This window comes from Aquibium sp. ELW1220, from assembly GCF_030398385.1.
GTDB lineage: Bacteria > Pseudomonadota > Alphaproteobacteria > Rhizobiales > Rhizobiaceae > Aquibium.
In genome coordinates, this window is the sequence record NZ_JAOAOQ010000015.1 from 126,335 (window position 1) to 139,505 (window position 13,171).

Here is a 13,171-nt window from a genome sequence, read left to right on the forward strand (position 1 = left end):
GAGCGACGAGCGGCATGGATCGGTTTTCAGACAAAGGGAAAAGAAGGGGGCCGGCCGGCAACTGACAGCGGTACGAGGAGGCCACTATATGTCAGTGCCGGCCGGCCAACCCCACGGAACCCAGGAGATGCGGCGGACCTGAGCATCATGGGGTATCTGCATAGGACGCACCATCAGGGGTTTCGCCACCCCGCGATTGCGTTCTTATGGCGCGAGATTTGCGCAACCTCAGATAAAAATCAACAGTTTCTTAATCATGCGCGCGTTTTACGTGACGTTAAGGTAAACTTCCGCCGCAGCACCCCGGAAAATGTATCGTTTTGGGTCGGAGACCGCCGGTTCGGCGGCCTCCAGCCTCACGCGGCCCGGCCGACGACGCGGTTTCGGCCGCCGTTCTTGGCGTCGTAGAGGGCGCGATCGGCGCGCTTGAGCAGCGCGGCCGCATCGTCGTGGATGTGCAGCATCTGTGCCACGCCGACGCTGATGGTGACGGGCACCGGTTGCCCGCCCACGTCGAACGGCACGCTGGCGACCTCGTGGCGCAGTCGCTCCGCGATCTTCTCGGCCGTCCGTCCGTCGGTGTCCGGCATGACGATGACGAATTCCTCGCCGCCGAAGCGGCAGGCGAGATCGGCGCCGCGCACGCTGCGCCGGAGCCGTGCGGCGAACTGGTGCAGGACGGCGTCGCCGCCATCATGGCCCCAGGTGTCGTTGATGGTCTTGAAGCGGTCGAGGTCCGTGATCATCAGCGACAGCGGCATCCGACGCGTCTTGGCGCGGCCCACCAGCGTGTCGAGATGACTGTCGAGATAGCGGCGGTTGTGCAGACCGGTCAGGCCGTCCGTGACGGCCAGTTCGATCGTTTCCGTCACCGAGGCCCGCAGATGGTCGTTGTAGCGCTTCCGCTTCACCTGCGTGCGCATGCGGGCGATGAGTTCCTGGCCATCGAGCGGACGCACGATGTAGTCGTTGACGCCGAGTTCCAGCGCCCGGGCGATGCGCTGGTCCTCGCCCTGTTCGACGACGAGGATGATCGGCAGGAACCGCGTACGGTCGAGCGATCGCAGTTGCGAGCAGAGACGCAGCGGATCGAATGCCTCGAAGCCGGTCGTCACGACGATGGTGTCGTAGGCGCCCTCCGCGGCTCTGAACAGCCCGTCCTGCGGATCGAGGCTCACGTCGAGCTTCGCGGCCTCGCCGAACCTGGCGCGGATCGCGTTCGCCGATTCGGCCTTCCCGTCGACCAGCAGGATACGGGGCAGTCCGCCCTCCGGACCGCGCTTGCCCGTCAACAGCGCCTCGACGCCGATGGCCCGGGTGGTCGAGGCGCGCAGCCGCAGTTCGTCCGAAAGCACCTTCAGCCGCACGAGGCTCTTGACCCGCGTCATCAGCTGCAGGTCGTTGGCCGGCTTGGTGAGAAAATCGTCCGCCCCGACCTCGAGACCCCGGACCCGGTCCTCGACCTGGTCGAGCGCCGTCACCATGACGACCGGGATGTGAGCGGTCGCCGGGTCGCCCTTGATGCGCCTGCAGACCTCGAAGCCATCCATGCCCGGCATCATGATGTCGAGCAGGACGACGTCGACGCGCCCGCTTTCGCAGAGTTCCAGCGCCTCGCGGCCGCTGGTCGCGGTCAGGACTTCGAAATACTCCGCCAGCAGCCGCGCTTCGAGAAGCCGCAGATTGGCCGGAACGTCGTCGACGACGAGGATGCGCGCGGTCATGCCGGAATTCCGTCGTTCGGGGCGCGTTTCACGCGTCGCCCAGGTAGGATTTGATGGTCTCGATGAACTTGCCGACCGAAATCGGCTTGGAGATGTAGGCCTCGCAGCCACCTTGCCGGATCCGTTCCTCGTCGCCCTTCATCGCGAAGGCGGTCACGGCGATCACCGGAATGGAGTGGAGGTCGTCGTCTTCCTTCAGCCATTTGGTGACCTCGAGGCCCGAGACCTCGGGAAGCTGGATGTCCATCAGGATCAGGTCGGGATGGTGCATGCGCGCGAGATCGAGCGCTTCCAGGCCGTTGCGCGTGCGCACGGTCTCGTAGCCGCTGGCCTCGATCAGGTCGCGGAAGAGCTTCATGTTGAGCTCATTGTCCTCGACGATCATAACCTTCTTGGCCATCTTGTCCCACCCAGCCCGCGACGGCGGACTTGCCGGCTGCCGCGTTCTCGTCCCATCTTGCCGTGGACCTTAGCGCGATATGATTGACGAAAGGCAAATCGCTTTGCCTTGCGGAATGCCGCGACGAGGCCGGGCGTTGCGTGCGGTTTCCCGACCCCTTAAGAGCGGGCTATGGCGATCACGAGAATCCCTTCCGGCGCGGCCGCGCCCACCGTCAGCCGCAGCGATGCCGAAGCCCTCGCGATCGATGCGCTCGGCTTCATCGCTTCCGACCCGGCGCTGATGCCGCGCTTCCTGGCGATGAGCGGGATAGAGGCCGCGCAGATCCGGCGTGCTGCAGCCGAGCCCGGCTTTCTGGCCGGTGTGCTCGCCTTCCTGATGGCGCATGAACCGAGCCTCATGGCGTATTGCGAATCCACGGGAACCGATCCGGCCGCCGTCGGCCGCGCCCGGCGCGCGCTGCCCGGCGGCACCGACGACTACGAGGCTTCGACATGAGCGACGATCCCGAGACCGCCCGCCAGATCGCCGAGCTGGCGCAGGACGACCGGCCGCTTCTCGTGCTCGACGTCGACGACGTCCTGCTGCATTTCGTCCGGCCGTTCCCGCGCTACCTGGAAGGCCTCGGATACAGGCTGACCTTCGATTCGTTCCGGCTGACCGGCAACATCCATCACATGCAGTCCGGCGCCGCGGCCGAACAGGCGCTGGTGACCGAACTTCTCGACGCCTTCTTCGTCGCCCAGTCGGACTGGCAGACGCTGACCGACGGCGCCGCCGAGACGCTGGCGGGTTTCACGCGCGACGTCGAGATCGTCCTCCTGACGGCCATGCCGCACCGCCACCGCGACGCGCGGCGACTGCATCTCGACAGGCTCGGCCTGACCTACCCGCTGGTGACGACGGAGATGGCCAAGGGACCGGCGATCCGCAGCCTGCGCGGCGCGAAGGACCGCCCCGTCGCCTTCGTCGACGACCAGCCGCGCAATCTCGTCTCGGCGAAGGAGAGCGTGCCGGATACCCATCTCTTCCACCTGATGGCGGAGAACGCGCTGCGCGACCTCCTGCCGCCGCCGCCGGAGGGCATCGTCGTCGTGCAGGACTGGCATGAGGCCGGCCCGAAGATCGCCGCTGCCCTCGGCGTCTGACGCGCGATCGACCTTTCCCGCCCACAGACGTCGCGCCTCACAGCTCCAACCGCATCAGCGGCCTTCCGGGCTTGCGCAGCGCGACCGCCCGGAAGCCGGCCGCTTCGAACACACGCGTCGAGCCGACGAAGAGCCCGACCGATTTCGACTGCTTCGCCTCGTCGATGGGACAGGCGTCCAGCACCCGCGCGCTGTTGCCGCGCGCGAAGTCGATGCCGGCCGCCACGAGGCGGTGGGACAGTCCCCTGCCCCGTGCCTTCGAGCGGATGAAGAAACACGAGATCGCCCAGGAAGCGGGATCTGTCAGATCCTCGCCGTCGAGCGGCGCCGAGACCCGGCGCGCATTGTTCCACTCCGGAACGTCCGCGCGCGGCCCGATCTGCATCCAGCCCACCGGCGCGCCGTCCTGGAACGCGATCAGCCCGGGCGGTGGGCCCGCTTCCACCCGGTTCATCAGATGCGCCTTGTTGGTCTCGCGCGTGCCGGCACGACGCCGCGCCGGCGGCAGGCGGAAATAGGTGCACCAGCAGCCATAGCACGCGCCCTGCGGGCCAAAGAGGTCCTCCAGCGCCGGCCAGAGCTCGGCGGTCAGCGGCTGCACCTGCGCGTCGGGTGAAGCGGCGGTCATCGCGGTCTGTCCATGGCGGCCTGTCTTGCTCCCGTTCCGCAGCTCGACTATCATGCAGTTCGTTCTCTTTATGTTCGCACCTCATGCCGCGCGCTGTCAACGACCCATCGGCCGGTTTCTGCCGCGATTGCCTGGTCCCGCAGGCGGATCGGGCGGCACGCCGCTGCGGTCATTGCGGCAGCCCGCGCCTCGTTCGCCATGCCGAACTCTACGCCCTCTCCCTTGCCCATATCGATTGCGACGCGTTCTACGCCGCGGTCGAGAAGCGTGACCGGCCCGAACTGCGCGACCGCCCGGTCATCATCGGTGGCGGCAGGCGCGGCGTCGTCTCGACCGCCTGCTACATCGCGCGCATCAACGGTGTCCGTTCGGCCATGCCGATGTTCAAGGCGCTCGACGCCTGCCCTGACGCCGTGGTCATCAAGCCCGACATGGACAAATATGCACGCGTCGGCCGCGAGGTCCGTGCCATGATGCAGGCGCTGACACCGCTGGTCGAACCGATCTCGATCGACGAGGCCTTTCTCGACCTGTCGGGGACCGAGCGGCTGCACGGCATGCCGCCGGCGCTCGTGCTCGCGCGGTTTTCCCGCGACCTGGAACGGGAAATCGGCATCTCGGCATCGATCGGCCTGTCCTACTGCAAGTTCCTCGCCAAGATCGCCTCGGATTTCCAGAAGCCACGCGGCTTTTCGGTCATCGGCGAGGAAGAAGCGGTGGCCTTTCTCGCCGGCAAGCCGGTGACCCTGATATGGGGCGTCGGCAAGGCCTTTGCCGAGGTGCTCGAACGCGACGGCGTCAGGACGATCGGCCAGTTGCAGGCGATGGAGCGCGGGGACCTGATGAAGCGCTACGGCTCCATGGGCGACCGGCTCTACCACCTGTCGCGCGGAATGGACGAGCGCAAGGTGCACGCCGAACACGAGACCAAGAGCGTGTCGGCCGAGACCACGTTCGATACCGATCTCGCCTCGCCGGACGATCTCGTTCCGGTGCTGCGCGCCCTGTCCGAAAAGGTCTCGTCCCGGCTGAAGAAGGCAGGCATCGCGGGCCGCACCATCGTGCTCAAGCTCAAGACCAGCGACTTCCGTATCCGCACGCGCAACCGCCAGCTTGCCGACCCGACACGGCTGGCAGACCGGATTTTCTCGACCGGCCTCGAACTCCTGCGCAAGGAGACCGACGGGACCCGCTACCGGCTGATCGGGATCGGCGTCAGCGATCTGTCCGACGCCGACCGCGCCGATCCGCCGGATCTCGTCGACGTCAACGCACGCAAGCGCGCCCTCGCGGAAGGCGCCATCGACCGGCTGCGCGACAAGTTCGGCAAGGTCGCCGTCGAGACGGGCTATACCTTCGGCAGAGGCCGCAACGCCCGCCCGCAGCGCGACGGCGATGGCTGAGCGGCGCATCTGCGGATAGGGCGTTGCTCCGCGCGCCGGTTGACGGACGTAACAACATAACATATCGAATGCCGGGCCGCAGCTTCGCCGGCCGATGATGCCATGACAGAACCCGTTCTCGCCTTCCGCGACCTGACGCTCGGCTACGATCGCCACCCCGCCGTCCATCACCTGACGGGCGACGTGGCGCGCGGTTCGCTGACGGCCGTCGTCGGGCCGAACGGTTCGGGCAAGTCGACGCTCATGAAGGGCATCGTCGGCGTGCTTGCGCCGCTGGGCGGCGAAGTCGGAGTGGCGCCCGGCACGCGCATCGCCTATCTCGCCCAGCAGTCCGAAATCGACCGCTCCTTTCCCGCCCGCGTGATCGACCTCGTGCGTCTCGGGCTCTGGGGCAAGCGGGGCCTGCTCGGCCGCTACGACAGGACGGACCACGCCAATTGCCGCAAGGCGCTGCAGGCGGTCGGGCTGGACGGCTTCCAGGAACGCCCGCTCGACACGCTTTCCGGCGGCCAGCTGCAGCGCGCCCTGTTCGCCCGCGTCCTCGTCCAGGATGCCGACCTGATCCTGCTCGACGAGCCCTTCAACGCCATCGACGCCAACACCGTCGCCGATCTCGTCGCGCTCATCCGCCTCTGGCATGGCGAGGAACGCACGATCCTCGTCGTCGCGCACGACCTGGACCTCGTCCGACGCCATTTTCCGCAGACCCTCATCCTGTCGCGGCGCAAGGTGGCCTGGGGCCCGACCTCCGAGGTGCTGATCCCGGAAAACCTCGCCCGCGCCCGCAATTTCGACGAGGCCTGGAGCGACGACGCGCCCTGGTGCGAGCCGGACCATGCGCATGGCGGGGAGGACGAACCGCACGCGCACCACCACCATGGCGAGGAGCCGCACAGCCATGCGGCGCGCCCCGGAACCGACGCGCGTCCGCGCAGCCTGTCCTGATCCCGCACATGATCGATCTTCTCGTCGCCCCCTTCCTCGAATTCGCCTTCATGCAGCGCGCCCTCCTCGGCGCGGTCATGCTGTCGATTTCCTCCTGCCCGGTCGGCGTCTTCCTGATGCTGCGGCGGATGAGCCTTGCCGGCGACGCGATGGCCCACGCCATCCTCCCCGGCGCCGCGATCGGCTTCCTGCTCTACGGACTGGCCATCATTCCCATGACCATCGGCGGCCTGATCGCCGGCGTCGTGGTGGCGCTCGGCGCCGGCGCGGTATCGCGCTTCACGCTGCAGAAGGAGGACGCGTCGCTCGCCGCCTTCTACCTGATATCGCTGGCTCTCGGCGTCATGATCGTGTCGCTGCGGGGGTCGAGCGTCGACCTGATGCACGTGCTGTTCGGCACCGTGCTCGCCCTCAACGACGAGGCGCTGACGCTGATCGGCGCGATCTGCGGCATCACGCTGGTGACCCTCACGATTCTCTGGCGCGGACTCGTGGCCGAATGCCTCGACCCGCTCTTCCTGCGTTCGGTGAGCCGCATCGGCACCGTGGTGCACTTCGCCTTCCTGGCGCTCGTGGTGCTCAATCTGGTCGGCGGCTTCCAGGCCTTGGGCACCCTGTTGTCGGTCGGCCTGATGATGCTGCCCGCGGCCGCCGCAAGGTTCTGGACCACGCGCGTGGGACCGATGTGCTTCCTTGCGGTGGCGATCGGACTGGCGTCGAGCCTCTCGGGGCTACTCCTGTCCTACCACGCAGCGCTGCCGTCCGGGCCGGCGATCGTGCTGTCGGCCGGGGCGGCCTATCTCCTGTCGATCCTGTTCGGCACGCGCGGCATCATGGCCGTGCGCAGCCGGCATCGCCACAAGGCGGCCTGACCGGATCTATTCGTGCCGCAGCGCGTCGATCGGGTCGAGCCTCGCACCCCTGAGTGCCGGGAAGAAGCCGAACACCAAGCCGATCATCGTCGAGAAACCGAAGGCCATCAGCACGATGAGCGCGGACGGGCTGAACGGGATCGACAGCGCATAGGCGACGCCGCCGGCGATGCCGAGGCCCAGCACCACACCCGTCAATCCGCCGATCGCCGACAGCACGGTGGCCTCCACGAGGAACTGCAGCAGGATGTGCTGCTCATGCGCCCCGATGGCGAGCCGGATGCCGATCTCGCGCGTCCGCTCGGTCACCGAGACGAGCATGATGTTCATGATGCCGATGCCGCCGACGAGCAGCGACACGCCCGCAACCGCGCCCAGCATGCCGGTCATGGCCGTGGTGGCGCTGGTCATCGCCTCGGCCACCTGCGTCATGTCGCGCACGGTGAAATCGTCGTCGGCATCGGGCGCCACGCGGCGGCTTTCGCGCAGAAGATCCTCCATGTTCGACTGGATCTGCGAGGTGGAGACGCCGTCGCGACCGGCGACATAGATCGTCTCGATGTCGCGATCGCCGGCGATCCGCCGCTGGAAGGCTGCCAGCGGCATCATCACGACATTGTCCTGGTCCTGGCCGAAGCCGGAAAAGCCTTTCGATTCGAGCAGCCCGATCACCTTGCAGCTCATCTGCCTGACGCGGATCGTCGCGCCCTCGGGATCGCCGGCGCCGAAGAACTGGCTGCTCACCGTCGTGCCGACGATGCAGACGTTCGAGCCCGCGCGCAGTTCGGAATCGTTGAACACGCGACCGGAGCTCAGCGTCCAGTTTCGCGCCGGGAAATAGGCGTCGTCCGTTCCGGTCACGGCGGAGAGAAGGCTTTCCGTGCCGTAGACCACGCGCACCATCGACTGCGACGCGGCAGACACCGCCACGACGCCGTCGAGCTTGGTCGCGAGGATCTCATGGTCCTTCTGCGACAACGGCCGCGCCTGGTTGCGCGGGCCCCCCGGTCCGCTGTCGGCACCCGATCGCACCACCAGCAGGTTCGAGCCGAGCTTGCCGATGTCGGCCTTCACCTTCTCCGTGGTCCCGGTGCCGATGGTGATCATCGCGATGACGGCCGCCACGCCGATCACGATGCCGAGCAGCGTCAGGAAGGAGCGCAGCGCGTTGCGCCGCACCGAGGTCAGGGCAAGGCGGACGGCTTCCCAGATCATGTGGCCATCTCCCCGACACGCGTGTCCGAGGCGACCCGACCGTCGACGAATTTCAACTGCCGCTCGGCATAGGCGGCAATATCGGCCTCGTGCGTCACCATCACCACCGTCAGGCCGTTCTCGCGGTTGAGCTCGATCAGGAGCTCCATGATCTCGTGGCTGCGCGCCGTGTCGAGGTTGCCGGTCGGCTCGTCGGCAAGCAGCAGCGTCGGCTCCGACACGATCGCCCGCGCGATCGCCACGCGCTGCTGCTGGCCGCCGGAGAGTTCGGCCGGCGTGTGGTTCGCCCGACCCGTGAGGCCCACCCGCTCCAGTGCGGCGAGCGCACGGGTTCGCCGTTCACGCGACGGCACGCCGCGATAGATCAGCGGCAGCTCGACGTTTTCGGCCGCAGTGGTGCGCGCCAGCAGGTTGTAGCCCTGGAAGACGAAGCCGATGTAGAGATTGCGCAGCATCGCGCGGCGCCGGCGGTCGAGCCGCCCGGCATCGATGCCTTCGAAGCCGTAGACACCGCGCGTCGGCGTGTCGAGGCAGCCGATGACGTTCATGGCCGTCGACTTGCCGGACCCCGACGGTCCCATGATCGCCACGAATTCGCCGCGCTCGATCTCGAGATCGACGCCCGCGAGCGCGTTGACCGTCGCCTCGCCATGACCATAGGTCTTCCAGACGTCGGAAAAGGAGAGAAGCGGCGCCGTCATCGCGAGGCGCCCGAACCGGTGCGGGTTGCGACGATCACCGGATCCCCCTCCTCGAGGCCCGAGAGAATTTCGGTGTCCTCGCCGTCCGTGGCGCCGGTGCGGACGCGGGTTGCGACCGGCGCGCCGTCGCGCAGGACATAGAGGATGCGGCTGCCGTCGCCCGCCACCGTCGGGCTGCGCCGTTCGAACATCCGCCCCATGCGGCGGCCGCCGAACAGCCGATCGAGGCTCCAGCCGCTGGACTGCTCGGTCACCGGCGGGCGAAACCGGAAGGCTGCGCTGGGGACCGTGATGATGCCCTCGGCCTCGCGCGTCACGATCGTCACCGTCGCGGTCATGCCGGGCCGCAGCGACAGGTCCTGGTTGTCGACAGAAAGCTTGGCGTCGTAGGTGACGACATTGTCGGTCGTCACCGAAGCAAACGAGATGTCGGCGATGGTCGCGTCGAAGCTCCGGTCGGGATAGGCGTCGACGGTGAAGCGCGCCGTCTGTCCCTTCCTGACGGCGCCGATGTCGGCCTCGTCGATGGCCGCTTCCAGCACCATCGTCTTCAGATCCTCCGCGATGACGAACAGGATAGGGGCCGACAGCGACGAGGCGACCGTCTGGCCCGGATCGACGTCGCGCGTCAGCACGATGCCGTCGATCGGCGCGTAGATCGTGCTCTTGGCCAGGTCGGTCTCCTGGATCTTCAGGTCGGCGGCGGCGATGGCCACATTGGCGTCGGCGATGGCAACGGCACTGCGGGCCCGGTCGCGTGTCGCCACTGCGCCTTCAAGCGTCTGGTCCGACACCATGCCGCGCGAAAAAAGGCTCTGCGAGCGCGTCAGCGTCTGCTCGCTTTCGGCAAGTGTCGTCCGGGCGTCGGCAAGTCGTGCCTCGGCGGCCTTCAGCGACGCCTGCGCACGCTCCACCTGCGCGGCGCGACTGGTCGTGTCCAGCGCGGCGAGCACGTCGCCCCTGGCGATCTCCTGGTTCTCGACGACCTCCACGGAGCGGACGACGCCCGACAATTCGCTGGAGACGTCGACCGGGGTCAGCGGCTGCAGCGTGCCGGTGGCCGAGACCTCGATGGTCAGGTTGCCGCGCGACACGGGTACCGTCGAAAACGCCACGATCTGCGTCCCCTGCCCCGCGCCCCACCACGCATAGAGGCCGATGGCGGCAGCAAGCACGACCGCGCCGATGACGAGCCAGCGCCACGAGCGCCGCGGCGCCTTGCCATCCGGCTGCAGGCCGAGCGTCTGCTCGATCGATGCCGCCCGCGGCAGTTTCGGCTTTTCGACGATCTGGTCCATGACCGGCCTTTCTGCCCCGCGACGTCGCCATGGTCCGGCGGCCGGGCGATGAACGGACCGAACGCCCCGTTCAGGACTGAGATCGGGCCAGCCCCTTCCGTATACAAGTTAATTCTTGCTCATCTTTGCGCTGGATCAGTCCGCTGTCCGGTCCGCCATGATGTCGAAAGGCGACAGTCTGGGCTCCTTGGCAGATCGCGCCGGTGGAGACTGCCTCTTCCTTGGCCGCATCTCCGGAAAAGTTGATCGCATGCGGGTCGTCGCCGGGCGGCTGCGCCCTATTCTGCCGTTCCCGGGCGCCTTTGCGGCGGACGGACATCCCGCTATTCGAAGAGGAACACATCATGACGATCACGCGACGCGAAACGCTCGGACTGGGCCTGGCAGCCGTCACGAGCCTCGGCCTCGGCACGGTGATGCCTTTCACCGCACAGGCCCAGTCGGGCGGCGGCGACAGCTACGAGGTGGAAGGCGGCACCATCACCATCCACCCGATCGCGCACGCCTCCTTCGTCATGACCACGCCGTCGATGACGATCTACTGCGATCCGGTCGGCGAGGCCTCCGCCTACTCCGCGCACCCCGCGCCGGACCTGATCCTGATCACCCACGAGCATGGCGACCACTACAAGGCCGAGACGCTGGCAGCCCTCGTCGGCGAGAACACCAGGCTCGTCACCAATCCGGCGGTCCATGCCATGCTGTCCGACGAGATGAAGGCGAAGGCGACCGCCATCGCCAATGGCGAGACCACGACGGTGGACGGCATGGAGATCGAGGCGGTCCCGGCCTACAACACGACCGAGGAACGCCTGAAGTACCATCCGAAGGGCCGCGACAACGGCTACGTGCTGTCGATCGGCGGCCGCCGCGTCTACATCGCCGGCGACACCGAGGACATTCCGGAGATGCGCGCGCTGGAAGACATCTTCATCGCCTTCGTGCCGATGAACCTGCCCTTCACCATGGACGTCGACCAGGCAGCCTCCGCCGTGGCGGAATTCAAGCCGGCCTATGTCTATCCCTACCACTACCGCGACAGCGACCCCCAGGCCTTCGCCGACAAGGTGGCGGCGTCCGACGCCGAGACCGAGGTGGTGATGGGGCCGTGGTACGGCTGACGGCGACGCACGCACCGGCCGCGCGATCCTGATCGCGTGGCCGCCAGCCATCGTCCCGCTCTCCCGAACGCCGGCCGGAACCGATCCGGCCGGCGTTTCGTTGTCCCGGCTCCTTCAGCCCCGCACCCGGAGCCCGCCCCATGGACGTCATCCGCATCCTGTTCGCCATCATCCTGCCCCCGCTCGGCGTCTTCCTGCAGGTGGGCCTCGGGCTGCACTTCTGGCTGAACATCCTGTTGACGATCCTCGGCTATGTGCCAGGAATCATTCACGCGATCTGGGTGGTGGTGAAGAAGTAGACAGGGCAACGCGGACAGAACGCAACCGAGCAGTCACAAGCCGTATCAGTCCCTTCTACGACGAACCTCGCCGGGCGTGCCCGTAGGCGGGGCGCCATCCTTCAGGGGAAGTCCCCGAGGTTCCTTGCCGATCCGCTCCAACAGTATTGCGAGAGACCGCTTCAAATCCGAGGGGGCATCGGTCATCAGTTCGATGATCAACTTCTCTTTCTCAGCGAGAAATTTGCCCGATTTCTCAACGATTTCCGATTGTCCAGAATAGCTTGAGGAGACTGCTCCTAAGTAGAATGACCCGACGAGCGAGATTGTGGCAATCGCGAGGTTTCGCGCCGTGTGGGCTCCTCGAACGGATGCCTTCGTCGAGATGTGGCCGCGTTCCCTCAGGATCGTCAGGATTTCGACCAAGAGCCTCCTGTCACTCTCGCTGATCAGCGAAGCTTCGCCGGCGGCGTTGATGAGTTCAATCGCGAGCAGCCTGTCGGGGAGCTTTCCGAGGAAGTTGCCGGTCTCATCATCGATACTCCTGGCCGTCGGAAAACGCCTGAGCCATGGCGCGATCGCCAGCACAAGGTTCTCGAAGGCGCGGCGGCGCTCGGGGTCGAGACAGGATACGTTCCCCTTTGGATACTTCCTCAGGTCGTCATCCTGATCGAGATAGGAAGAGAATTCGATCGCCACATCGTAGACCGTTCCGATCCTGCCGGGGATGTCCGATATCGATCCGGAAAGTGCGTCCGATAGGCGGTCGAAACTGGCGACGAAATTCTCCCAGCCATGCTCGTCCTCGACGCGCCGGGCAATGGGCGCAAAGTCGCGAATCCGTCGCTGAATTCCTGCGTGGAGCTGGCCGACGATCGGAGTTCGAGCTTGCTCGATGTCCTCGGCGGTTCCGGACTGCGCAAGTTTGAACTGGCTTTGGATTTCGCTCCAGGTGTTTCCGAGCGGGTCCTGGGACAGCGACGCAACGCGACCGATGCTCGCGATCCCGGCCACATCATCCATGATGCTATCGGGCGTGCGCTCATCCGTCACCGTCCAGAACTCGCCCGGCTGCGTAGCGAGCGCCACGGTGGCAGCCTCGCCGAACAGGCTTCCGGGCCGCGTGTCTGGAGCGGAGGGCAGGATCGCCCGGTACCAGTCGGCGATCAGGTGCCACGACGATCCCTTCGCGCTCGCGGCGAAGGCATCGAGGGGCATTCGCGCCCAGGGCGGCAGGTTTGCGCGGGAGCCCTCGTCACCTTGCCCATCGATAAGCCTAAGAGGCTCGCTGATCAGCCCCGACGAGGTCGAATGGTTCTTCAGCCAAGCGCAATCCGCGACAACCTCGCTCCAGGCGGCGGCGTAGGCGGCGTCGGCGGCGGCGTCGGCGGCGGCGGCGTCGGCGGCGGCGTAGGCGGCGGCGCAGGCGGCGGCGCGG

At 67.0% G+C, this 13,171-nt stretch carries 14 protein-coding genes; 7 read left to right on the top strand and 7 right to left on the bottom strand.

Features of this window, described 5'->3' with window-relative positions; all coding sequences use genetic code 11:
* Window positions 1-356: 356 nt before the first annotated feature.
* The gene (locus tag N1F91_RS15420) at window positions 357-1,724 is read right to left on the bottom strand and encodes a PleD family two-component system response regulator (RefSeq protein ID WP_289993633.1); all 1,368 of its coding nucleotides are present in this window, start codon (window positions 1,722-1,724) and stop codon (window positions 357-359) included.
* Between the two features lie 28 nt (window positions 1,725-1,752).
* Window positions 1,753-2,124 carry a response regulator gene (locus tag N1F91_RS15425; RefSeq protein WP_289993635.1) on the bottom strand — a complete coding sequence of 124 codons (372 nt, stop codon included), beginning with the start codon at window positions 2,122-2,124 and terminating at the stop codon, window positions 1,753-1,755.
* A 171-nt stretch (window positions 2,125-2,295) separates the two neighbouring features.
* On the opposite strand from N1F91_RS15425, the gene N1F91_RS15430 reads away from it, so the two are divergent.
* Window positions 2,296-2,622 carry a DUF3572 domain-containing protein gene (locus tag N1F91_RS15430; RefSeq protein ID WP_289993637.1) on the top strand — a complete coding sequence of 109 codons (327 nt, stop codon included), beginning with the start codon at window positions 2,296-2,298 and terminating at the stop codon, window positions 2,620-2,622.
* Window positions 2,619-3,272, top strand: coding sequence for a hypothetical protein (locus N1F91_RS15435; RefSeq protein WP_289993638.1), 654 nt, complete (start codon window positions 2,619-2,621; stop codon window positions 3,270-3,272). The genes N1F91_RS15430 and N1F91_RS15435 overlap by 4 nt, the downstream gene beginning before the upstream one ends.
* Window positions 3,273-3,309: 37 nt before the next feature.
* Here the strand turns inward: N1F91_RS15435 and N1F91_RS15440 are convergent, their stop codons facing one another.
* A complete protein-coding gene (locus N1F91_RS15440) occupies window positions 3,310-3,900 on the bottom strand; it encodes a GNAT family N-acetyltransferase (RefSeq protein WP_289993640.1) in 591 nt (196 codons plus the stop codon).
* Between the two features lie 83 nt (window positions 3,901-3,983).
* On the opposite strand from N1F91_RS15440, the gene N1F91_RS15445 reads away from it, so the two are divergent.
* The 3 genes from N1F91_RS15445 to aztB all read left to right on the top strand — a co-directional run bounded on the left by N1F91_RS15445 (window position 3,984) and on the right by aztB (window position 7,120).
* Window positions 3,984-5,303 carry a DNA polymerase IV gene (locus N1F91_RS15445; RefSeq protein ID WP_289993641.1) on the top strand — a complete coding sequence of 440 codons (1,320 nt, stop codon included), beginning with the start codon at window positions 3,984-3,986 and terminating at the stop codon, window positions 5,301-5,303.
* 102 nt (window positions 5,304-5,405) lie between these two features.
* Window positions 5,406-6,248: a zinc ABC transporter ATP-binding protein AztA gene (gene aztA, locus N1F91_RS15450; RefSeq protein WP_289993642.1), complete on the top strand. Its 843-nt coding sequence runs from the start codon at window positions 5,406-5,408 to the stop codon at window positions 6,246-6,248.
* 8 nt (window positions 6,249-6,256) lie between these two features.
* On the top strand, window positions 6,257-7,120 hold the full coding sequence (gene aztB / locus N1F91_RS15455; RefSeq protein WP_289993643.1) for a zinc ABC transporter permease AztB: 864 nt from the start codon (window positions 6,257-6,259) through the stop codon (window positions 7,118-7,120).
* A gap of 6 nt (window positions 7,121-7,126) precedes the next feature.
* On the opposite strand, the gene N1F91_RS15460 is transcribed toward aztB, so the two are convergent.
* The 3 genes from N1F91_RS15460 to N1F91_RS15470 are packed head-to-tail and all read right to left on the bottom strand — an operon-like array spanning window position 7,127 to window position 10,334.
* Window positions 7,127-8,335: an ABC transporter permease gene (locus N1F91_RS15460; RefSeq protein WP_289993644.1), complete on the bottom strand. Its 1,209-nt coding sequence runs from the start codon at window positions 8,333-8,335 to the stop codon at window positions 7,127-7,129.
* Complete coding sequence (locus tag N1F91_RS15465; RefSeq protein ID WP_289993645.1) at window positions 8,332-9,036, bottom strand: ABC transporter ATP-binding protein; 705 nt, start codon at window positions 9,034-9,036, stop codon at window positions 8,332-8,334. The genes N1F91_RS15460 and N1F91_RS15465 overlap by 4 nt, the downstream gene beginning before the upstream one ends.
* Window positions 9,033-10,334 carry an efflux RND transporter periplasmic adaptor subunit gene (locus tag N1F91_RS15470; protein WP_289993646.1) on the bottom strand — a complete coding sequence of 434 codons (1,302 nt, stop codon included), beginning with the start codon at window positions 10,332-10,334 and terminating at the stop codon, window positions 9,033-9,035. The genes N1F91_RS15465 and N1F91_RS15470 overlap by 4 nt, the downstream gene beginning before the upstream one ends.
* Window positions 10,335-10,678: 344 nt before the next feature.
* Here N1F91_RS15470 and N1F91_RS15475 point away from each other — a divergent pair, with 344 nt between their 5' ends.
* A complete protein-coding gene (locus N1F91_RS15475; RefSeq protein WP_289993648.1) occupies window positions 10,679-11,455 on the top strand; it encodes an MBL fold metallo-hydrolase in 777 nt (258 codons plus the stop codon).
* A gap of 140 nt (window positions 11,456-11,595) precedes the next feature.
* Window positions 11,596-11,754: a YqaE/Pmp3 family membrane protein gene (locus tag N1F91_RS15480; RefSeq protein ID WP_289993649.1), complete on the top strand. Its 159-nt coding sequence runs from the start codon at window positions 11,596-11,598 to the stop codon at window positions 11,752-11,754.
* Window positions 11,755-11,799: 45 nt separating this feature from the next.
* Here N1F91_RS15480 and N1F91_RS15485 read toward each other — a convergent pair.
* Window positions 11,800-13,171 (bottom strand): hypothetical protein (locus N1F91_RS15485; RefSeq protein WP_289993650.1); only part of this gene is annotated, 1,372 nt, incomplete at its 5' end.

Bases quoted from the DNA above. Each gene is read 5' to 3' on its own strand.
- aztB (WP_289993643.1), top strand. From the start codon at position 6,257: ATGATCGATCTTCTCGTCGCCCCCTTCCTCGAATTCGCCTTCATGCAG.
- N1F91_RS15430 (WP_289993637.1), top strand. From the start codon at position 2,296: ATGGCGATCACGAGAATCCCTTCCGGCGCGGCCGCGCCCACCGTCAGC.
- aztA (WP_289993642.1), top strand. From the start codon at position 5,406: ATGACAGAACCCGTTCTCGCCTTCCGCGACCTGACGCTCGGCTACGAT.
- N1F91_RS15465 (WP_289993645.1), bottom strand. From the start codon at position 9,036: ATGACGGCGCCGCTTCTCTCCTTTTCCGACGTCTGGAAGACCTATGGT.
- N1F91_RS15435 (WP_289993638.1), top strand. From the start codon at position 2,619: ATGAGCGACGATCCCGAGACCGCCCGCCAGATCGCCGAGCTGGCGCAG.
- N1F91_RS15420 (WP_289993633.1), bottom strand. From the start codon at position 1,724: ATGACCGCGCGCATCCTCGTCGTCGACGACGTTCCGGCCAATCTGCGG.
- N1F91_RS15460 (WP_289993644.1), bottom strand. From the start codon at position 8,335: ATGATCTGGGAAGCCGTCCGCCTTGCCCTGACCTCGGTGCGGCGCAAC.
- N1F91_RS15440 (WP_289993640.1), bottom strand. From the start codon at position 3,900: ATGACCGCCGCTTCACCCGACGCGCAGGTGCAGCCGCTGACCGCCGAG.
- N1F91_RS15480 (WP_289993649.1), top strand. From the start codon at position 11,596: ATGGACGTCATCCGCATCCTGTTCGCCATCATCCTGCCCCCGCTCGGC.
- N1F91_RS15470 (WP_289993646.1), bottom strand. From the start codon at position 10,334: ATGGACCAGATCGTCGAAAAGCCGAAACTGCCGCGGGCGGCATCGATC.
- N1F91_RS15475 (WP_289993648.1), top strand. From the start codon at position 10,679: ATGACGATCACGCGACGCGAAACGCTCGGACTGGGCCTGGCAGCCGTC.
- N1F91_RS15445 (WP_289993641.1), top strand. From the start codon at position 3,984: ATGCCGCGCGCTGTCAACGACCCATCGGCCGGTTTCTGCCGCGATTGC.
- N1F91_RS15425 (WP_289993635.1), bottom strand. From the start codon at position 2,124: ATGGCCAAGAAGGTTATGATCGTCGAGGACAATGAGCTCAACATGAAG.